The sequence below is a fragment of the Phenylobacterium sp. NIBR 498073 genome (genome assembly GCF_027286305.1).
Classification (GTDB): Bacteria; Pseudomonadota; Alphaproteobacteria; order Caulobacterales; family Caulobacteraceae; genus Phenylobacterium.
Genome location: NZ_CP114599.1, coordinates 1,732,102 through 1,751,303, shown reverse-complemented (window position 1 = coordinate 1,751,303; position 19,202 = coordinate 1,732,102). Strand labels below are relative to the sequence as shown.

General features: G+C 69.8%; 18 protein-coding genes. 7 read left to right on the top strand and 11 right to left on the bottom strand.

Annotated elements, in window-relative coordinates:
• Positions 1-253 precede the first annotated feature (253 nt).
• On the top strand, positions 254-1,285 hold the full coding sequence (locus tag O4N75_RS08790; protein WP_269628977.1) for a LacI family DNA-binding transcriptional regulator: 1,032 nt from the start codon (positions 254-256) through the stop codon (positions 1,283-1,285).
• Here O4N75_RS08790 and O4N75_RS08785 read toward each other — a convergent pair.
• A complete protein-coding gene (locus tag O4N75_RS08785) occupies positions 1,282-2,301 on the bottom strand; it encodes a LacI family DNA-binding transcriptional regulator (protein WP_269628976.1) in 1,020 nt (339 codons plus the stop codon). The two genes, O4N75_RS08790 and O4N75_RS08785, sit on opposite strands and share 4 nt — an antisense overlap.
• A 55-nt stretch (positions 2,302-2,356) precedes the next feature.
• On the bottom strand, positions 2,357-3,940 hold the full coding sequence (locus O4N75_RS08780; RefSeq protein WP_269628975.1) for a carboxylesterase family protein: 1,584 nt from the start codon (positions 3,938-3,940) through the stop codon (positions 2,357-2,359).
• Between the two features lie 150 nt (positions 3,941-4,090).
• Here O4N75_RS08780 and O4N75_RS08775 point away from each other — a divergent pair, with 150 nt between their 5' ends.
• Positions 4,091-5,416: a sorbosone dehydrogenase family protein gene (locus O4N75_RS08775; protein ID WP_269628974.1), complete on the top strand. Its 1,326-nt coding sequence runs from the start codon at positions 4,091-4,093 to the stop codon at positions 5,414-5,416.
• A 9-nt stretch (positions 5,417-5,425) separates the two neighbouring features.
• Here O4N75_RS08775 and O4N75_RS08770 read toward each other — a convergent pair whose 3' ends face one another.
• Together O4N75_RS08770 and O4N75_RS08765 are read right to left on the bottom strand one after the other, a co-directional pair.
• On the bottom strand, positions 5,426-6,124 hold the full coding sequence (locus tag O4N75_RS08770) for an SDR family NAD(P)-dependent oxidoreductase (RefSeq protein ID WP_269628973.1): 699 nt from the start codon (positions 6,122-6,124) through the stop codon (positions 5,426-5,428).
• 54 nt (positions 6,125-6,178) lie between these two features.
• On the bottom strand, positions 6,179-7,351 hold the full coding sequence (locus tag O4N75_RS08765) for an acetyl-CoA C-acetyltransferase (protein WP_267231382.1): 1,173 nt from the start codon (positions 7,349-7,351) through the stop codon (positions 6,179-6,181).
• A gap of 215 nt (positions 7,352-7,566) precedes the next feature.
• On the opposite strand from O4N75_RS08765, the gene O4N75_RS08760 reads away from it, so the two are divergent.
• Together O4N75_RS08760 and O4N75_RS08755 are read left to right on the top strand one after the other, a co-directional pair.
• Complete coding sequence (locus O4N75_RS08760; protein ID WP_269628972.1) at positions 7,567-8,097, top strand: PEPxxWA-CTERM sorting domain-containing protein; 531 nt, start codon at positions 7,567-7,569, stop codon at positions 8,095-8,097.
• A gap of 89 nt (positions 8,098-8,186) precedes the next feature.
• On the top strand, positions 8,187-8,762 hold the full coding sequence (locus O4N75_RS08755) for a pyridoxamine 5'-phosphate oxidase family protein (RefSeq protein ID WP_269628971.1): 576 nt from the start codon (positions 8,187-8,189) through the stop codon (positions 8,760-8,762).
• Between the two features lie 96 nt (positions 8,763-8,858).
• On the opposite strand, the gene O4N75_RS08750 is transcribed toward O4N75_RS08755, so the two are convergent.
• The 4 genes from O4N75_RS08750 to O4N75_RS08735 all read right to left on the bottom strand — a co-directional run bounded on the left by O4N75_RS08750 (position 8,859) and on the right by O4N75_RS08735 (position 12,092).
• Positions 8,859-9,932 (bottom strand): phosphotransferase, encoded by a 1,074-nt coding sequence (locus tag O4N75_RS08750; RefSeq protein WP_269628970.1) that lies wholly within the window; start codon positions 9,930-9,932, stop codon positions 8,859-8,861.
• On the bottom strand, positions 9,929-10,273 hold the full coding sequence (locus O4N75_RS08745) for a nuclear transport factor 2 family protein (protein WP_269628969.1): 345 nt from the start codon (positions 10,271-10,273) through the stop codon (positions 9,929-9,931). Before O4N75_RS08745 ends, O4N75_RS08750 begins: the two co-directional genes overlap by 4 nt.
• Positions 10,274-11,506 carry an FAD-dependent monooxygenase gene (locus tag O4N75_RS08740; protein WP_269628968.1) on the bottom strand — a complete coding sequence of 411 codons (1,233 nt, stop codon included), beginning with the start codon at positions 11,504-11,506 and terminating at the stop codon, positions 10,274-10,276.
• Between the two features lie 88 nt (positions 11,507-11,594).
• Positions 11,595-12,092: a GAF domain-containing protein gene (locus O4N75_RS08735; protein WP_269628967.1), complete on the bottom strand. Its 498-nt coding sequence runs from the start codon at positions 12,090-12,092 to the stop codon at positions 11,595-11,597.
• Between the two features lie 68 nt (positions 12,093-12,160).
• Between O4N75_RS08735 and O4N75_RS08730 the strand changes: the two genes are divergently transcribed.
• The 3 genes from O4N75_RS08730 to O4N75_RS08720 all read left to right on the top strand — a co-directional run bounded on the left by O4N75_RS08730 (position 12,161) and on the right by O4N75_RS08720 (position 16,670).
• Positions 12,161-13,357, top strand: coding sequence for a Xaa-Pro peptidase family protein (locus O4N75_RS08730; protein ID WP_269628966.1), 1,197 nt, complete (start codon positions 12,161-12,163; stop codon positions 13,355-13,357).
• Between the two features lie 147 nt (positions 13,358-13,504).
• Positions 13,505-16,222 carry a TonB-dependent receptor gene (locus tag O4N75_RS08725; protein WP_269628965.1) on the top strand — a complete coding sequence of 906 codons (2,718 nt, stop codon included), beginning with the start codon at positions 13,505-13,507 and terminating at the stop codon, positions 16,220-16,222.
• A 58-nt stretch (positions 16,223-16,280) separates the two neighbouring features.
• A complete protein-coding gene (locus O4N75_RS08720; protein ID WP_269628964.1) occupies positions 16,281-16,670 on the top strand; it encodes a DUF3597 family protein in 390 nt (129 codons plus the stop codon).
• Between the two features lie 294 nt (positions 16,671-16,964).
• Here O4N75_RS08720 and O4N75_RS08715 read toward each other — a convergent pair whose 3' ends face one another.
• From O4N75_RS08715 to O4N75_RS08705, 3 genes are read right to left on the bottom strand one after another with little or no spacing between them, the layout of a single operon-like run.
• Positions 16,965-17,480, bottom strand: a complete 516-nt coding sequence (locus O4N75_RS08715) for a prepilin peptidase (protein ID WP_269628963.1) — start codon at positions 17,478-17,480, stop codon at positions 16,965-16,967.
• The gene (locus O4N75_RS08710; protein ID WP_269628962.1) at positions 17,467-18,345 is read right to left on the bottom strand and encodes a hypothetical protein; all 879 of its coding nucleotides are present in this window, start codon (positions 18,343-18,345) and stop codon (positions 17,467-17,469) included. Before O4N75_RS08710 ends, O4N75_RS08715 begins: the two co-directional genes overlap by 14 nt.
• Positions 18,346-18,347: 2 nt before the next feature.
• Positions 18,348-19,199 carry a LytR C-terminal domain-containing protein gene (locus tag O4N75_RS08705; protein WP_269628961.1) on the bottom strand — a complete coding sequence of 284 codons (852 nt, stop codon included), beginning with the start codon at positions 19,197-19,199 and terminating at the stop codon, positions 18,348-18,350.
• Positions 19,200-19,202: the final 3 nt, after the last annotated feature.

Sequence of the window (19,202 nt, the reverse complement as noted above, 5' to 3'; positions counted from 1 at the left end):
GTTTCCCCCTCCGTGGCCGGTATCGAAGTCCGGCCATCCTGATGTCCCGTGACGGCGATGCGACGCGGGCAAGGTGAAGGTGTGCGCGTTCAGATAACGTTGTCAAATCGAATCTGACAACGTTACCGACAACCATCGGACGAAGCGCCTGACAACCGGGCATTGCAGCCGCTGGCAAGGGTTCATGCGGCCGGCACTTGCCGCCGCGCGCAAAGCACGCGAGAGCTTCCTCTCCGCGCGGGTGGAGATTGGCTTGTCCCGGCAACCGACGATCAAAGACGTCGCCTCCAGGGCCGAGGTGTCCTTCAAGACCGTCTCGCGGGTGCTCAACGGCGAGCCCCATGTCCGCCAGGAGGTGCGCGAGCGCGTGCTGGCGGCGGCCGCGGCGCTCGACTACCAGCCCAACATCGCCGCCCGCGGCCTGATCGGCGGCCGTTCGCGGCTGATCGGCTTCCTCTACGACAATCCCAACTACAGCTACGTCACCGAGGCTGAGATCGGCGCCCTGCTCCGCTGCCGCGAGGCCGGCTACCATCTGGCGGTCGAGCCGATCGACTCGCGCGGCGACGTCGCCCGGCAGATCGAACAGATCATCTCCAGCTTGCGCCTTGACGGGGTGATCGCCACCCCGCCGATCTCGGACGACCCGGCGGCGCTGGCGGTGCTCGAACGGCTGGGCGTCGCCCACGTGCGGATCGCCCCCACCGCCGATCGCGACCAAGGCCCCTGCGTGTTCATCGACGACGAGGCGGCCGCCTTCGCCCTGACCCAGCACCTGATCGGCCTGGGCCACCGCGAGATCGGCTTCGTGCTGGGCCATCCCGACCACGGCGCCGCGCACCTGCGCCTGGAGGGGTTCGAGCGGGCGATGGCCGGCGCCGGACTCCCGGTTGCGGCCGCACGCAAGGTGCAGGGCTATTTCACGTTCGAGAGCGGCGTGTCGGCCGGGCACGCCCTGCTCGCCGGCTCCGGGCGCCCGACCGCCGTGTTCGCCGCCAACGACAAGACGGCCCTGGGCGTGCTGGCCGCGGCCCGTGAGCTCGGCCTCTCGGCCCCAGGCGACATTTCCATCGCCGGCTTCGACGACACCCGGATCGCGCGCCTCTCCTCACCCCCGCTGACCACGGTCCGCCAGCCGGTCGACGTCATGTGCGAGGCCGCCGCCGACATGCTGATCACCCTGGCCGACGGCGAGGAGCTGGCAGATCCGGCGCGGCAGCTGCCTTTCGAAATCCGCGTCCGCGGCTCCACGGCCGCGCCGGGCGGCCGCGCTCCCTCTTCCTAGGCGCTCGCCTCAGTCGGCGGAGCGCTGGAGGCGCGCATCAGCAGGGTGAAGTCCAGCCTCTGCGAACTGGCGCCCCGCTCGCCGGCTTCGACCATGGCGATCACCGCCTCCGCGGCCGTCGCCGCCATCTCCCGCACCGGCTGGCGCACCGTGGTCAGCTGCGGCCAGACCAGGTCGGCGCTCTCACCGCCGTCGAAGCCCACGACCGACAGGTCCCGCGGCAGCGACACGCCCCGACGCTGGGCCACGGCCATCACGCCCAGCGCCATGTCGTCGTTGCCCGCGAAGATCGCGCTGGGCGGCGGCGTCAGGTCCAGCAACCGAGCCCCCGCCGCCTCCCCGCCTTCGAACATGAAATCGCCGTCCTGGACCAGGCCCGGCTCGGGCGTCAGGCCCCGCTCGGCCATCGCCCGGCGATAGCCCTCCAGTCTCCAGGCCGAGGCGCCATGATTGGGCGGGCCGCCGATGAAGCCGATGCGGCGATGGCCCAGGTCCAGCAGGGCGGCGGTCATCGCCCGCGCGGCCTCGACCTCGTCGATCGCCACGCATGCGCCGCGCTCCGGCGCCACGCTGGGCGCCAGGCGGCCATAGGGCACGCCGGCCCTGTCGAGCATGTCGAGCGCCGCAAGATCGTCGCTGACCGGCGGCAACAGCAGGAAACCGTCGGGCCGCAGCGAGGCGACCGCAGCCGCCACCGCCTGCGCCGCCATGCCCGTTCGGCTGTCGAACGGCTGGACCACCAGGTGGTAGCCGGCCGACCGGCACTTCTCGACCGCCCCCTGCTGGAACTCGGCGACGTAGTCCGGGATGGACTCCGGGATCAGCATGCAGATCAGGAACGAGCGCGCGCCGGGCAGGCCGCGTGCGAAGACGTTGCGCCGGTAGCCCAGCGCCTCGATCGCCGCCTGCACTTTCTCGCGCGCCTGGGCGCTGACGTGACGCTCGCCATTGAGCACGCGCGAGACGGTCATCACCGACAGTCCCGCGCGCGCAGCCACGTCCTTGATCGTCGTCACGCTGCGGCGTCCTTCATCCCCGCAGATATAGCGCGGATTCTCGCCGGGGAACGCCCTACGGCTTCCCCGCGTCCGCGGCCTGCTCGACCAGATCCAGCCGCGCCTTCCAGGGATCGGGTCCCGCCTTGGCCCCGTCATTGGCGAAATCGAGGATCTGGTCGCCCTTGGCCTCATAGCGCGGCCAGTTCGGCCGCCCAGCTCCGTTCGGATCGCCGCTCTTGGCGAAGGCCACCCAGTAGGCGCTGGTCAGCTGCGCCATCGCCGCGTCCGAGCCGCTCAGCGCCTCGCCGTACTTGGCCTTCACGGTGTCGAACACATAGGGGATCTCGGTGGCGTGCGGCGCGCCGGGCCACTCCTTGCGCATGGAGTCGGCCACATAGCTGAAGCGGTAGGCATAGACCGGGCGTCCGGCCTTGGCCCAGGCCTTGGCCACGAACCGCGCGGGCTCCACCATCATGGTGTCGCTGGCGACCAGGGTTCCGACCTTGCGCACGTCGCCGCTCTTGTCGGGATCGAACGCGGCCTCAGCCGCCGTACGGCGCTCGGCCCCGAACGGCGCGAACACCTCGTCCATCGACTTGGCCATCGAGAAGCCGATGTCCATGCTGTTGGCCCCGACGATCAGCGGCACGTTCGCCCCGCCGCCGGCCGCATAGATCTTGCCCGGCTCGTCGACCACGATCTGCCCGTCGACCATCGGACCGGCATAGGTCGGGGTGAACATGGTCATCATGTTCAGCCCCGCCACGACCTTGTCGGCCGGCAGCTGGCGCAGCGCCGCCAGGGCCGCGGCGTCCTCGCCCTCGACCCCGACGCTCTTCGCAAACGCCAGGCCGACCTGCTCGCCCGAGGGGGGGCCGCCGGGCGCCTGGCCGCTGACCCGGCGTCCGGGATTGATGTTGCCGCGGCCGCCGCCGGACTCGACGATGGCCTTGTGGAACAGTCCCTTCGCCGCCGGCGTGGTCATCAGGGTGTGGATCGAGAAGCCGCCCGCCGACTCCCCGAAGATGGTCACGTTGCCCGCGTCGCCGCCAAAGGCCGCGATGTTCCGCTGCACCCACTTCAGGGCGGCGATCTGGTCCATGAAGCCGTAGTTGCCGAGCGGACCGCCCGGGTTTTCCTTGGTCAGAGCCGGATGGGCGAAGAACCCGAAACGGCCGACGCGGTAGTTGAAGCTGACGACCACCACACCCTGCTTGGCGAACTGGTGGCCCGAATAGACCTCCGGCGAGGAGCCGCCGTTTACGAAGCCGCCGCCATAGATCCAGACCATCACCGGCAGCTTGGCGTTCGCCGGCGCCCCGGCCGGACGCCAGACGTTCAGCACCAGGCAATCCTCGGCCGGTTCGGTTCCCAGGGGCGCAGCGTCGCTCGGGAACGGCTTCTGGGCGCAGTCGTGGCCATAGGCGGCGGCCGAACGGATCCCGCTCCACTTCGCCGCCGGCTGCGGCGGACGCCAGCGCAGGTCGCCCACGGGCGGGGCCGCGAACGGCACGCCCTTGAACGCGAGCACTCCGTCCTGCACCACGCCCTGCAGCTGGCCGCTCTCGACCTTCACCACCTCGCCGCCCTGCGCCTGGGCCGCGCCGGCCAGTCCCAGCGCCATGGCCGCGCCCAGCAGGCCCGCCTTGCCGATCATGTCGTCCTCCCCTCGCCGCCTTCGTGGCCGCGTCCTTGTTCGCCGCATGGTTGGCCACGCCTGATAACGTTGTCAACGCCTGTCGCCCCGCCCCTGGCGCGAGTCGCCGACAGATGGTCAAATATCCTCGTTCATTCAAAGGCCTGCGTCATGATCCCTTTCACGTCCGTCCCGACCCGCGTGGCCGCGCCGCTGGTCGCCCTGGCCCTCGCCGCCTGCGGCCAGGGCTCGACGGACCCGTTCGCCGGCTTCGGCGCCTCCCCGCAGCTGCCGCCGCCCAAGTCCAGCCTGATCCCGACCCTGAACGCCCGCCAGGCGGTCGGCTGGCCGGCCGGCGCCGCGCCGGTCGCCCCTGCCGGCTTCACCGTGACCCGCTACGCGGGCGACCTCGCCCACCCGCGCTGGCTGCTGGTGCTGCCCAATGGCGACGTGCTGGTCTCGGAGGCGTCGTCAGAGCCGTCGAAGGCCAAGGGGATCACCGCCATGATCGCCAACCGCCTTCAGGACAAGGCCGGCGCCACCATGGCCAGCCCCAACCGCATCACCCTTCTGCGCGACGGCGACGGCGATGGGATGGCCGAGGTGCGCACCACTTTCGCCGAGGGGCTGAAGCGGCCGTTCGGCATGACCCTGACCGGCGGCAAGCTCTACGTCGCCAACGACGACGCCGTCGTCGCCTTCCCCTATGCGGACGGTCAAACCCAGATCATCGGGGTCGGCGAGAAGGTCTTCGACCTGCCGGGCGGGCCGATCAACCATCACTGGACCAAGAACGTCGTCGCCAGCCCGGACGGCACGAAGCTCTACGCCACCGTCGGTTCGAACTCGAACATCGGCGAGAACGGCATGGAGAACGAAACCAATCGCGCCGCCGTCATCGTCTACCCCCTGCCCGCTGGACCTGCGCGGGTGTTCGCCTCGGGCCTCCGCAATCCCAACGGCCTGGACTTCGAACCGACCACCGGCGTCCCGTGGACCGCGGTCAACGAGCGCGACATGCTCGGCGACGATCTGGTCCCGGACTACATGACCAGCCTGCAGGACGGCGGCTTCTACGGCTGGCCCTACAGCTACTTCGGCCAGCACGTCGATGCGCGGGTAAAGCCCCAGCGCCCCGATCTGGTCGCCAAGGCCATCGTCCCCGACTATGCGCTGGGCTCGCACACCGCCTCGCTGGGCCTAGCCTTCTACACCGCCGACGCCTTCCCGGCCCGCTACAAGGGCGGGGCGTTCATCGGTCAGCACGGCTCCTGGAACCGCAAGCCGGTTAGCGGCTATCGGGTGGTCTTCGTGCCGTTCGCGGGCGGCAAACCGAGCGGCCCGCCGGAGGCATTCCTGACCGGCTTCCTCGACGCCAAGGACCAGGCGCAGGGCCGCCCCGTCGGCGTCGCCGTCGACAAGACCGGGGCCCTGCTGGTCGCCGACGACGTCGGCAAGGCGGTCTGGCGGGTCGCCCCCGCCGGCGCCGCCAGATAGAGCCTTGGTCTAGACCCGCCCGGTCACCGGCAGCAGCGCGCCGGTCACCGCCCGCGCCTCCTCCGACGCCAGGAACAGGATCGCCGCGGCCAGGTCGGCCGGCGCGACCCAAGTGCTGAAGTCGGCGCTCGGCATGTCGGCCCGGTTGGTCGGGGTGTCGATGATCGAGGGCAGCACCGCGTTGACGGTCACCCCGTCGGCTTTCAGCTCCTCGGCCAGGGCCTCGGTCAGTTTGTGCACCCCGGCCTTGGAGGCGGCGTAGGCGCCCATGCCCATCGAGGCCTTCACCGCCCCGTTGGCGCCGACATTGACGATCCGGCCGCTGCTGCTGCGCTTCAGGTGCGGGATAGCCGAGCGGCTCGCGTTGGTCGCGGTCAGCACGTTCATCCGGAACAGCTGGTGCCAGGTCTCCCAGGACCCAGCTTCCAGCGTCTCCCAGCGGAAGCCGCCGGCGACGTTGATCAGGGCGTCCAGCCGTCCGAAGTGGTGGGCGACGGCGTCGATCGCCACGCCGGCCGCCACGGCGTCGGTCAGGTCGACCCCGCCCAGGATCATGCCGTCGGGACCGCAGTCGTCCCCCAGGCCCTCGGGCGGGATCTTCGCATAGTCGATCAGGGCGACGCGAGCGCCCTTGGCCGCGGCGGCGCGCGCCACGGCCGAGCCCAGCACGCCGAACGCGCCCGTGATTGCATAGACGCGTCCGGTCATGGGGTAGCTCCTCTAGGCTGCGACCCGGCCCCGTGTCCGGAGCCGGAACGGGCCTTAGAGTCGCTCGACGATCGTGACGTTCGCCATACCACCGCCTTCGCACATCGTCTGTAGGCCGTAGCGGCCGCCGCGCTGTTCGAGGGCGTTCAGCAGGGTCGCCATCAGCTTGGTTCCCGAGGCGCCGAGCGGGTGGCCCAGCGCGATCGCGCCGCCGTTGACGTTGATCTTATCGCGGGCGACGCCGAGATGCTTCATGTAGGCCACCGGCACCGAGCCGAACGCCTCGTTGACTTCGAACAGGTCGATGTCGTCGACGCTCATGCCGGCGCGCTTCAGGGCGCGTTCCGAGGCTGGCAGCGGCGCTTCCAGCATGATCACCGGATCGTGGCCGAGCAGCGACAGGTGATGGATGCGGGCCAGCGGCTTCACGCCCAGTTCCTTCAGGCCCTTTTCCGAGACGACCATCACCGCCGAGGCGCCGTCGCAGATCTGGCTCGACGAGGCCGCGGTCAGGGCGCCGCCTTCGGCCAGCAGCTTCACGCCCTTGATGCCGTCGAGGCTGGCGTCGAAGCGGATGCCTTCATCGACGGTGTGCAGGGTCTTGTTGCCCTCGGCGTCGACCACCTCGATCGCGACGATCTCGTTCTTGAAGTTGCCGGCCTGGGTGGCGGCGATCGCGCGCTGGTGGGACTCGTAGCTGTACTGGTCGATCTCGTCCTTGGTCAGGCCGTACTTCTTGGCGACCATTTCGGCGCCCATGAACTGGCTAAACTGGATGTTCGGATAACGCTCCTTCATCCGCGGGCTCATATAGTTGCCGAAGCCGTTCTGGGCCGGCAGCGCCGCCGACAGGCCCATCGGCACGCGGGTCATGCTTTCCACGCCCGCGGCGATCACCACGTCCATAGTGCCGCTCATCACCGCCTGGGCGGCGAACTGCAGCGCCTGCTGCGAGGAGCCGCACTGGCGGTCGACGCTGGTGGCCGGCACGCTTTCCGGAAGCTTGGACGCCAGCACGGCGTTGCGCGCGACGTTGATCGCCTGCTCGCCGACCTGGCCGACGCAGCCCATGACCACGTCCTCGACCAGGGCCGGATCGGCGCCCGTGCGATCGATGATGTCGTTGAGCACCACGGCGCCCAGGTCGACCGGATGCCAATCCTTCAGCTTGCCGCCCTTGCGGCCGCCGGCCGTCCGCGTCGCCGCGACGATATAGGCTTCGCCCATTGTTCCGCTCCCGATAAATGCGCGTCCGTCGCGCGTCGGCGAGTCATTTAGGTGCGCGACGTCACGTAAGCCAATGGGGTTTACGCGCACGTGAAGCCGCCCGCGCCGGCTCCCCTCGCCAGCCGAGCGAACGCCGCTCCTTTAACTTGCATCACTGGCGCCGATGTTGCTTAGACGTGTGCAATACAGTTCAGCTTTCCCGTATTGGAACCGACATGAAGCGCCTGATCGCCATCGCCGCAGCCATCGCCGCCATGACTGCCGCCGCGCCGGCTTGGGCCGCCAAGGTGTTCGTGCTCGACAATGTGACCCTGCAGGGCGGCGGCTCGCTGACCGGCAGCTTCACCACCGACGACACCCTGACCTCGCTGCTGGGCGTCAACATCACCGCGTCCTCTGGCACGTTCGGCCCGGGCGTGTTCTCGACCTTCACCTACAACAACGCCGCTCTGGCCGACTGGGTCTCGCTGCCGACCCAGGGCTTCCGGATCTCGACCAGCGGCTACGCCCAGCAGCTGCGCCTGGACTTCTTCCCGCTGACCGCTGGCGGAGCCGCCATTCTGAACACCTCGTACGAGTACCAGAACACCGGCGGGCCGCGCGCCGTCACCGGCGGTCGCGTCCTGCTCGACGTGCCCTCGGCGGTGCCGGAACCGGCGACCTGGGCGATGATGATCACCGGCTTCGGCCTGGCCGGCGCCGCCCTGCGCCGTCGTGGCCGCAAGGTCGCGCTCGCCGCCGCCTGAGCGACGCGCCGAACCCGATCTGGAACGCCGTCGGTCCGCAGGGCCGGCGGCGTTTTCATGCTAGCCTCATGCGAAAACGGGAGGCCCGCATGTACCATTCCGGACAACGCCGTCTGCAGGACGAGTTCGCCAGCGCGCCCCTTGCCGACAGGCTGTACGAACGGCTGCGCCACGACCGCTTCACCGACGCCGACAAGGCCTTCATCGAAGCCTTGCCGTTCTTTTTCCTTGCCACCGCCGACGCCGAAGGTCGCCCCGACTGTTCCTACAAGGGCGGCGATCCCGGCTTCGTTCGCATCCTGGCGCCCGACCGGCTGGTGTTTCCCGACTACGACGGCAACGGCATGTTCCGCAGCCTCGGCAACGTCGAGGTCAATCCGCACGTCGGCCTGCTGTTCCTGGGCGTCGGCCCCAAGCAGGCGCGGCTTCGGGTGAACGGCGCGGCCCGGGTGCTGCGCGACGATCCGCGGATGGCGCAGTGGCCGGGCGCCCAGCTGCTGGTCGAGGTCAGCCCACGCGACATCTTCCCCAACTGCCCGCGCTATATCCCGGAACTGGAGCTGAAGGCGCCCTCGCCCTACGTCCCGCGGGCAGACGCCCCGCCGCTCGAACCGGCCTGGAAAAGTTTCTCGATCTTCAGCGACGTGGTCCCGCCCCGTCGCTGAGACTCGGCCCGCGGACGTCGAGGGCCCGCCCCCACGTCCACCCGAACCAAGTCTCGACAATGACGCGCGGCCGCCGCATCCGCGGCTGCCCCTCGCCTATCCGACCACCCCATGATCGCACAGGTGCTCGGCCGCGGCCCCGATCATTTGCAGGAACATCTCATCCCCGCGGTCGGTCTGGGTGACGACCATCGATGCGAAGAAAGCGGTGGCGAACAGCAGGTAGGCGCCGCGGCCGTAGAGCGGCCTCAGCTCCTCCATGCCGAAGCCCCGGACGCCATGGGTCGTCAGGGTGTCGAGATAGAGCTGCAGCAGGGCCGGCTCCTGCGCGCGGCGGACGTCGGGCGGCAGCGCGCCGGCCAGGAAATAGGCCAGGTCGGTCGGGCCGCAGCCATAGGCGAAGGACTGCCAGTCCAGCACCGCCACCGGATAGCCGCCGGCCGCTGTGCCAAACATCATGTTGTCCGGGCGGAAATCGTTGTGGGTCAGGCAGCGCGGCCCCTCTTCGGTCCGCGCGAACTCGCCAAAGCGCGGGGCCAGCCAGTCGCCGACTTCGGTCCATTGCGGCTGCAGGCGCGCGCCGTAGCGTATCTTGAACCCGGCCCAGAGCGCGGCGACCATCTCCTCGCTGACGGCGCTGGCCGGCGCGGCCTTGGAGCCGGAGACCCAGGGCAGTTCGTCCAGCCCGTCGTCGCCCCAGTGCGAGGCGTGCAGCCGCGCGGCCTGCTCGACCACCAGCCGCGCCTGCTCCAGGCTGACGCCGGCCAGTTGGTCGCCCTGCACCGCCGGAGCCAGGTCCTCCATCATCAGCACGAAGTCGCTGGTCGCCTCGTCGACGTCGGTGAAGTAGCAGCGCGGGGTCTGCACCAGGGCGGTGGGCGCCAGCTGCTGGTAGAAGCGCACCTCGCGCAGATAGTTGCCCAGCATGATCCCGGTCGCGCGGCTCTCGGCCCCGGCGGCCGGGAACTTGCCGACCAGGGCGGCGGGCGCGTCGTCGCCGCCGCGGTCGTAGGTCAGGCGGAAGCGGACGCTGTCGCCGATCTGTCCGGTGCCGACGGGCCTGGCCTCGAAGCTGCGGACCGAGGCGTCGATCCCGCCAGCGGCCAGGACCGCCGACAGCCAGGCGGCGTCGATCTCGCCCGGGGCGCGGATGTCGGGGCGGCGGCTCATGCCGGCAGTTGGTGCACATAGACCTCGTTCAGGGCGATCTTGTCGCCGTCGAGGATCACCAGGTCGAAGCCGCGCATCCGCCCGCCGCCGGCGATGTCGCAATACCAGCGGCCGCAGAACCCGCCGGGGATTGGCCAGGTCTCGTCGGGGGTGTAGGTCATGGCCGGCGTGGCGGCGAACAGGCCGGTCAGATAGGCGCGCAGGGCGTCCTGGCCGGTGATCCCGGCCGCCGTCTGCGGATCCTTGTAGACGACGTTCTCAGCGTAGAAGCCGCACAGGGCCTCGACGTCCTTGGCGGTCCAGGCCCCCAGCCAGCGGGCGTTGTAATCGGCGATGTCCACTCAGTCCTCCAACACGCGGGCGCGGTGCGCCTCGGTGAACGTCTCGGGCGGCGCGACCTCGGGCCCGGCCATCACCGCCAGGCTATGCAGCCGCAGGGTCGGGTCGTCGGCGGCGCGCTCGAAGTGGCGGCGACGGCGCTGGCGCGCAGCTTCGCCGAACTCCATGTCGAGCGCGGCCTGCAGCTTTGCGGCGAAGCGCAGCCGGCGCATGCGCTCGGCGCGCTCCTCGCGATACGGTTCGAGGTCCAGGCGCTCCCAGTCGTCGGCCGACTTCAGCAGCTCGGAGACGATGCGCACGTCGCGATAGGTGATCGACAGCCCCAGGCCGATGATCGGGTCGTTCCAGCCGGCCGCGTCGCCGACCAACACCACGCCTGGGCCATAGGGCTGGTCGGTCCAGCTGTCGGCGTTGACGTAGCTGAACAGCGGCCCGGCCGGCGCCCCCGCGGTCAGGCAGCGGTTGGCCGGGCTGCAGCCGAGGTCGAAGGCGTCGAGGAACCGGCGCGCCCCGTCCGCGCCCTTGAACCGCTGCGCCTGGTCGAGCGCGTAGCCGCCATAGACCCGCACCATGCCGCCGCCCTGCGGAAAGGCCAGGAAACCGAAGTCCCCCTCGGTGCCGATCGCCTGCAGCTGTGGGTCCCAGCCGACCACGTCCTTGACCAGCAACCCGCCGAACCAGTGATGCGCCCTGTCCTGATGCAGCGTGATCCCGGCGGCCTCGCGCACCTGCGAGGCGCGCCCGTCGGCGCCGGCCAGCAGCCGCGCCGTGGCTTCGTACGTCTGGCCGTCATGCTCGTAGACCACGCGCGGGCGCGGGCCAGCCTCGACGGAATTGACGATCACCCCGCGCAGGGCGACCGCGCCGGCCGCCCGCGCCGCATCGAAAAGGGTCTGGCAGTGCAGCGGATGGCGCAGGCAGAGCGGCCCGGGAACGCCCTCACGGAAGATGCTCAGCGGCAGGGCCGAGGCTTCCGCCGTTCCGGGATCGAGCGACTCATCGAAGGTGACGTGGCGGGTGATGTGATGGCCGCCAGCCCCGACCAGCAGGTCGTAGAGCCCCAGCCGATGCACCTCGGCCACGCCCCAGGGCGCGATCCATTCGCCGCGGACCTTGTCCTCGTAGACCTCGGTCTGTTCCAGCAGCAGCACCGAGCGCCCGGCCTGCGCCATCACCGCGGCCAGGGCCGAACCGCCGATGCCGCCGCCGACGATGATCAGATCGTACGTCTGCACGCCAAGGCGCTCCCGTACCCACGTTCTTGCACGCAAGTACGCGCCCGCCCGGCCCCTTGAGTCCAGACTGACGTCCCGTCAGCGCCAGCTAGACGGCGAAGGTGTTCCGCACGATCTTTTCCAGCCAATGGGCGTCGACTTCGTCGAACGCCGCCAGCCGGTCGGAATCGACGTCCAGCACCGCGATCAGGGCGCCGGCGGCGTCGAACACCGGGACCACGACCTCGCTCTGCGAGCGGCCATCGCAGGCGATGTGCCCCGGGAAAGCGTGGACGTCCGGCACCAGCTGGGTTTGGCCGCTGGCCGCCGCGGCCCCGCAGACCCCGCGCCCGAAGGCGATGCGCAGGCAGCCGAGCGTGCCCTGGTAGGGGCCGACCACCAGCTCGCGCTCCTTGTCCGGATCGACCACGTAGAAGCCGGTCCAGAAGAAGGTCTCGAAGGTCGCCGCCAGCATCGAGGCGACGCTCGCCATGCGGGCCGTGCGATTGGGCTCGCCGTCGAGGACCGCGGCGATCTCCTCGGCCAGGGCGGCGTAGCGCTCGGCCTTGGCGGTCGGCAGGGTGAGTTCGTTGAAGGCTTCAGCCATGGCCGCGTATATACGGGCCCGCCTGCTGCGCCGCCAGCGCGCGGCGCCCTTCAGTACCGGAGCGTGACATGACCAACGGCATCGGCGGCTCGACGGCCCAGACCGAACTCGCAGACCTGGCGCCGTGGCCCAATCCGGCCCCAGCCATCACCCGCCAGGAACGGCTCGCCCGCATCGCCCGCGCCCGCGAGCTGATGGACGAGATCGGCGCAGAAGCGCTGATCATCGGCGCCGGCCCCAGCCTGCGCTACTTCACCGGCGTCGCCTGGGGGCCGACCGAACGGCTGGTCGCGATGGTGCTGCCGCGCCAGGGCGACCTGCGGATGATCTGCCCGCGCTTCGAGCTCGGCTCGCTGGAGGCCGCCCTCGGCGTCGACGCCGAACTGCTGCTCTGGGAGGAGCACGAGAGCCCCTATGAGCTGACCGCACGGGCGCTGGACGGCGCGGCCTCGCTGGCCATCGACCCCGCCCTGCCCTTCTTCGTGTTCAATGGCGTGGCCAAGGCCGCGCCGGCCCTCAAGCTGCTGGACGGCGCGCCGGTCGTCGACGGCTGCCGGATGATCAAGTCGCCGGCCGAGCTGGCCCTGATGTCCCAGGCCAAGGCCATGACGCTCGAGGTCCACCGCCGCGCCGCGCGCATCCTGGCGCCGGGGATCACCACCGGCGAGGTCCGCCGCTTCATCGACCAGGCCCATCGCGCCCTCGGCGCCGACAACGGCTCCTACTTCTGCGCAGTGCAGTTCGGCCTGGCCAGCGCCTACCCGCACGGCCTGCCCGGCGAGCAGGCGCTCGAGGACGGGCAGATCGTGCTGATCGACACCGGCTGCCAGGTCCAGGGCTACCACTCCGACATCACCCGCACCTATGTGTTCGGCGAGGCCTCGCCCGAACAGCGCAAGATCTGGGAGCTGGAAAAGCAGGCCCAGGCCGCGGCCTTCGCCGCCGTCCGGCCCGGCGTCCCCTGCGAGGAGATCGACGCCGTCGCCCGCCGCGTGCTGGCCGCCGCCGGTCTCAGCCCCGACTACGAACTCCCTGGCCTGCCCCACCGCACCGGCCACGGCATCGGCCTGTCGATCCACGAAGCGCCGTATCTCGTGCGCGGCGACAAGACCCCGCTCGCCCCCGGGATGTGCTTTTCCAACGAGCCGATGATCGTGATCCCGGATTCGTTCGGCGTCCGACTGGAAGATCACTTCCACGTTACCGAGGCCGGCGCAGCCTGGTTCACCGCGCCACAACCCAGCCTGGATAAGCCGTTCGGCTGAAAGGCGACGCATACCGGCTCAAAGAACAACGTTAACAAACACGTTTGACGCGGGGGAAAGTCAGGCTCAAGCTTTCAACCCTGAACGGTCCGGCTCGACCAGGAACCGTCGACAAGATCCCCGCTTCTGGGGACTAGGGAGGGAAGAATGGCCAAAGCCTTGCTGGCTTCTGCGTCTGCGCTCGCGCTTGTCTGGTCCACGCCCGTCTGGGCTCAGTCCTCGGGCGGAAACGTCATCGAAGAATTGATCGTCACCGCCCAGAAACGGGAAGAGTCCGTGCAGGACGTTCCCATCGCGGTGTCGGCCTTCAGCGAGCAGGCGCTGAAGTCGCAAGGCATCGACACCGCCGGAAACCTGGTCCAGTCGGTCCCGAACCTCACCTTCACCCGCCGCGCCCTGCGCACCAACTTCCAGATCCGCGGCGTCGGCGCCCAGCTGGTCTCGACCGGCGGCGACGACGGCGTCGGGATCCACCACAACAACGTCCCGCTGACCTCGAACCGCTTGGCCGACGCAGAGTTCTACGATGTTGAACGGGTCGAGGTGCTGCGCGGACCGCAGGGCACGCTCTACGGTCGCAACGCCACCGGCGGCGTGGTCAACGTCATCACCAACAAGCCGTCCGACGAGTTCAACGCCTCGATCACCGCCGAGTTCGGCAACTACAACAGCATCAAGTTGCAGGGCTTTGTGAATGTGCCGCTCGGCGAGATGTTCCAGCTGCGCGCCGCCGGGTTCGCTCTCCAGCGCGACGGCTATACCGACAACACCCTGAACGGCCAGGACATCGACGACCGCGAGATCTGGGCCGCACGGGTCACCCTGGGCTTCACCCCGACCGACAACTTCCGCGGCTACATCCTGTGGGACAACTTCTCTGAGGACGATACCCGCGGCGCCCGCAAGCAGCTGTGCCAGAAGGACCTTGGCCTCACCAACGTGCTCGGCGTGCCGACCGGCGCGGCCCAGGCCGCGTTCACCCAGGGCTGCCTGCCCGCCTCTGTCTATGGCGACAACGTCTACGGAACGACCAACCAACTCTCGACCTTCACCGGCATCATCGCCCGGCAGATCGGCCTGCAGACCACCGACGCCTTCGCCGGCAAGACCATCTCGCGCAACCTGCGCGAAATCGAGGTCTATGGCCGCCCGACCTACCGGCCGCGCACCGACCTCTACGAGCTGAACCTCGAATGGGACATCACCCCCGAGCTCACCGCGACCTCGCTGACCAGCTATAACGAGAATGAGAACTACACCCGCGGCGACTCCACCGGCGGCTTCTCGTCGGTGCCGTTCGGGATCACGCCGTTCACGCCGAACGGGGTGCTGAACGACCCACAGTTCGGGGTCACCGACCGCCTGATGAGCGAGTCCGGCGGCACGAGCCACAACGAGCAATGGACCCAGGAACTGCGCCTGCAGTCCAACTTCGACGGCGCCTTCAACTTCAACGTCGGAGGCATCTACCTCGACTACGAGGCGACCAGCATCACCTATGTCGCCACCAACGCGGCGACCGCGGCGGTGCGCGTGGTCCAGCCGCTGGCCTATGTCGATCCGCTGCGCGATCCGGACTTCACCGGTCACAACTACTACATCAGCCTCAGCGAATATAAGCTGGAGTCGAAGGCCGCTTTCGGCGAGCTCTACTGGCAGGCGACCGACGACCTGAGGGTCACGCTCGGCCTGCGCTACACCGACGACAAGAAGTGGACCCGCGGCAGCGGCTCGACCCTGTTCACCCCCGGCCGCGGCCCCACCTTCACCGCCGACCAGGAGGTGCAGTTCCAGGAGACCACCGGCCGCCTGAACGTGGACTGGTCGCCGGACCTGTCGTTCACCGACGACACCTTGATCTACGCCTCGTACTCCAAGGGCTACAAGGGCGGCGGCTTCAACCCGCCGGGCGTCGTGACCCTCGGCCTGAACCCCAGCTACGAGCCGGAATTCGTCAACGCCTACGAGATCGGGACCAAGAACACCCTGGCCGGCGGCCGGCTGCTGCTGAACCTGACCGGCTTCTACTACGACTATCAGGGCTATCAGATCGGCCGCAGCGTGAACCGCTCGGTCTACAACGAGAACATCGACGCCAAGATCTGGGGCGTGGAGATGGAATCGATCTGGGAGCCGATCGACAACCTGCGGCTCAACGCCAACATCGGCTACCTGAACACCGAGATCGAAAAGGGCATGGTGGTCGACACCTTCAACCGCACTCAGGACAACTCGGCCTACATCTACGCCAACTCGACCAACGGCGGCTGTATTCTCAACGCCCAAGGCGTGGCCAACCTGCTGCGGGTTCCGGGCGGCTCGACCCTGCTGGCCAACTTCGCCTGCGGCGGCACCGGCTCAGGGACCTCGACGATCCGTGGCCGGCTGCTGGCGGCGGGCGTGGCGCCGGCCACCGCAGATGCGCTCACCAACGCCGTCTACAACTACGGCCCGGGCGTCTCGCGCTTCGCCAACGGCGCCGGCGAAGGGGTGATCCAGGACCTCTCCGGCAACGACCTGCCCAACGCCCCGGAGTGGACCGTCTCGCTCGGAGCCCAGTACCGCTGGGAGCTGCCCAACGGCTGGAACGCCACCCTGCGCGGCGACTACTACCGCCAGTCCGAGAGCTTCATGCGCTATAACAACGCCTTCTTCGACAACATCGAGGCGTGGGAGAACGTCAACGCCAGCCTGATCTTCGCCAATCCCGACATAGACCTGAACGTCCAGCTGTTCGTGAAGAACCTGCTCGACGACGACACCATCGTCGGGTTCGACATCGCCGACGAGAACCTGGGGGCCACCCGCAGCGTGTTCCTGCTCGATCCGCGGCTCTACGGCATTTCGATCACCAAGGGGTTCTGACGGAACTCCTGTCATGGCCGAGCTTTAATAGGGAGCCATCCAACAGGGAGACCGGCGCATGGGCATCTTCAGCTCGATTATGGACAAGGTATTTCACCGCAAGAAGCCCGAGGCCGCTCCGGCCGCGCCTGCTCCCGCTCCGGCTCCGGCCGCAGCGCCCGTCGCTGCGGCCCCGCCGCCCCCGCCCGAGCCAGTCAACGTCGAAGCGGTCCTTGTCCAGATCGCCGAGCTGAAGGGCGGCGGCGGCAACTGGCGCACCTCGATCGTCGACCTGCTGAAGCTGCTCGACCTCGACTCCAGCCTCGACGCCCGCAAGGAGCTGGCGGGCGAGCTCGGCGTCAACGCCGGGCCGCACGGCAGCGCCGAGCAGAACATCGCCTTGCAGAAGGCGGTCTGGGACGCCCTAGCCAAGAACGGCGGCGTCGTGCCCGCCAGTCTGCGAGACTGACTACGTCGGCGGAGGCGGCAACGGCGCCCACAGCATCGGCGCCGCCTCTCGCCACGACTGCCCGAGCGGCTGCCAGTGCCCCGCCAGCCAGTCGGACCAAAACACCACCATCGGCAGGCGGCCCTCGACCAGGGCCAGTATTTCGCGCCCGTCTCGCGGCGCGCTTTCCATCGATCGCCAGACCGTGCGGAACCTCGCGTTTGGACCCGAGGCGCTTCCACTCCAGCGTGACGGCGTCGAGGCCGTCCGCCCCCTAATAATTCCCCAATCGATGAATAGTTCGCGATCGCGCCGCTAGATGCGGTTCAGCACGTCGACCGGCAGCGCGCCGGTCAACCCGCCCCAGACCGCGATCAGCCCGCCGACCGCGATCGCCACGCCATAGGGAATGCCGCGGCCATAGTCGCCTCGCCCCTTCAGCGTGAACATCACCAAAGCCCGGCGCGGCCGCGCGGCCAGGGTTAACACCGCCATCACCCCGCCCGCCAGCACCGTCGCCAGCGCAAACAGGTGCAGGTAGCTGAGCCCGGTGAACAGCGCCACGGCGGCGAACAGCTTGACGTCGCCCGCGCCCATGATCCGCATCAGGTAGAACACGAAGCCGACCCCGAAGCCTATGGCGGCCGCCGCCAGTCCCGCGCCCAGGCTCGCGCCGCGGTCGGCCAACGCCCAAAGGGCGAACAGCGCAACCACCGCGAGCACCGCGGCGTTGGGAATCCGCCGGTTCATGACGTCGCCGACCGCCACGCAGATCAGCACCCCCGACAGGATCGCGGCCAGGACGGTATGAAGGTTCTCAGCGGACCACATTCGGGCTCGGTCCGCTCTGCGCGGCCAGGGCGCGCACCACCTTCAGGTTCTCCGAGGCGCGCCCATAGTACTCGCTCTTGAGCTCCAGCGCCTGGCCCAGCAACAGCTCGGCCTTGGCGTAGTCGCCGCGCATCCCGGCCGCAAAGCCGGCATTGTTGAGCAGCGCGGCCTGGTCGTCCGGCGCGCCGCCGGCCAGGGCGCGGTCGTAGTCGCCGCGCATCGCCAGAGCCAGCCTCAGGTTGGTGCGCGCCTCGGTCAACGCCGGACGCTTGCCCAGCGCGGCCACGAAATCGGCCACCGCCTCGTCGCGACGGTGCTGCAGCAGGCGTGAGTAGCCGCGATTGTTGAGCACCAGCGCATCGCCCCCGGAGGCGCTCATCGCCTGGGCGTAGGCGGCCTCGGCCTCGGTCCAGCGGGTGCGGTTGTCATACTCGCGGCCCAGGGCGTTCCAGGCGCGCCACGCCCCGGGGTCGGCCTCCACCGCGCGCTGGAGCATGGCCACGGCTTCATCGGAACGGCCCTGCAGCGACAAGGTGATCCCCTGCCCCTGCAGCGCCCGGGCCCGCACGCTCGGATCGGCCTCGGCGTCGCGATAACTGGCATAGGCCGCGTTCAGCCGGCCGCGGCGCAGGTTGAGGTCGCCGCCCAGCACCTTCAGGCGCGGATCGCGCACCCCGGCCACCTGGGCGCTGTCGAGCATCCGGCCGGCGTCGATCAGCCGCTGCTCGTCCAGGGCGCGCTGGATCTCGGCCACCGCCGCCTCGCTGACCTGGGGCGCGGCCTTCTGCTCGCGTCCGAAGATGCCGGCCTGAACCGGGGTGGCCGCGACGGCGGCGGCGAATGCGATGATCGTGAAAGTCCGCACCTTCAGTCTCCCTTCAGGGCCGGCTCGCCCCGTGCCGGCCACGACCACTTGGCCGCGTCGGCGCCGATCGCCAGCCGGATGCCCGGGTAGTCGTCACCGCGCCGGACCAGGTTGGCGGGACCGGGCAGCGTGCGCTGCAAGGCCTGCGCCACGAGGGCGTTGCGGTCGCTATAGGTAATGGTGGTGACGGCCTGCTGGGCGCCGTCGGCGGCGACCTCGTCGACCGACCAGCCGAGCCGGCGCAGGGCCGCCCGCGCGCTCGCCGCGCCGCCGGCGCATCCGGACAGGTCGGCCAGCTCCAACGGCCGGCCTGTCTGGCCGGGGGCCAGGGGCGCGACCGCGGCCGGCGCGACCATGGCCAGCCGCACCACCGCCGGCCGCGCGGCCAGGGCCGGCGCGACGCCGGCGGCGGCTTCGGGCCGCGGCCCCGCCGCCGCCGCCGCCAGGGCGTAGCTCGGCGGGGCCGCCACGCGGGTCTGCAGCGTGGCCGAATAGGCGATGTTGCGCGCCAGCACCGGCGAGGCGGGATCCAGCCGCTGGGCCTGCTCATAGTAGCGGGCGCTGAGATCGAAGCGGCCGAGTTTGTCGTAGACGACGGCGAAGGCGTTCAGCACCCGTACGTCGTCGGGCTTGGTCGCCCGCGCCGCTTGCAGCAGGTCCAGGGCGGCGGCGTAGTCTCGCCGCTCGATCGCCGCCACGGAGCTGTTGTAGTAGCCGTCCTGGCGCGAGAAACGCTGGACCTCGCTGGTCTGTACCGCGCGGAAATCCACCCACGCCACGGCGCGGGGCCACAGGGCGCAGCCGGCCAGCCCGGGAACCAGGGCCAGCACCGCAACGGTTCGAAGCATCGTCATCGG

What these genes read in the sequence shown, in the direction of transcription:
- O4N75_RS08780 (WP_269628975.1), bottom strand. Translation starts at nt 3,940, where the DNA reads ATGATCGGCAAGGCGGGCCTGCTGGGCGCGGCCATGGCGCTGGGACTG.
- O4N75_RS08775 (WP_269628974.1), top strand. Translation starts at nt 4,091, where the DNA reads ATGATCCCTTTCACGTCCGTCCCGACCCGCGTGGCCGCGCCGCTGGTC.
- O4N75_RS08770 (WP_269628973.1), bottom strand. Translation starts at nt 6,124, where the DNA reads ATGACCGGACGCGTCTATGCAATCACGGGCGCGTTCGGCGTGCTGGGC.
- O4N75_RS08765 (WP_267231382.1), bottom strand. Translation starts at nt 7,351, where the DNA reads ATGGGCGAAGCCTATATCGTCGCGGCGACGCGGACGGCCGGCGGCCGC.
- O4N75_RS08760 (WP_269628972.1), top strand. Translation starts at nt 7,567, where the DNA reads ATGAAGCGCCTGATCGCCATCGCCGCAGCCATCGCCGCCATGACTGCC.
- O4N75_RS08755 (WP_269628971.1), top strand. Translation starts at nt 8,187, where the DNA reads ATGTACCATTCCGGACAACGCCGTCTGCAGGACGAGTTCGCCAGCGCG.
- O4N75_RS08750 (WP_269628970.1), bottom strand. Translation starts at nt 9,932, where the DNA reads ATGAGCCGCCGCCCCGACATCCGCGCCCCGGGCGAGATCGACGCCGCC.
- O4N75_RS08735 (WP_269628967.1), bottom strand. Translation starts at nt 12,092, where the DNA reads ATGGCTGAAGCCTTCAACGAACTCACCCTGCCGACCGCCAAGGCCGAG.
- O4N75_RS08730 (WP_269628966.1), top strand. Translation starts at nt 12,161, where the DNA reads ATGACCAACGGCATCGGCGGCTCGACGGCCCAGACCGAACTCGCAGAC.
- O4N75_RS08725 (WP_269628965.1), top strand. Translation starts at nt 13,505, where the DNA reads ATGGCCAAAGCCTTGCTGGCTTCTGCGTCTGCGCTCGCGCTTGTCTGG.
- O4N75_RS08720 (WP_269628964.1), top strand. Translation starts at nt 16,281, where the DNA reads ATGGGCATCTTCAGCTCGATTATGGACAAGGTATTTCACCGCAAGAAG.
- O4N75_RS08715 (WP_269628963.1), bottom strand. Translation starts at nt 17,480, where the DNA reads ATGTGGTCCGCTGAGAACCTTCATACCGTCCTGGCCGCGATCCTGTCG.
- O4N75_RS08705 (WP_269628961.1), bottom strand. Translation starts at nt 19,199, where the DNA reads ATGACGATGCTTCGAACCGTTGCGGTGCTGGCCCTGGTTCCCGGGCTG.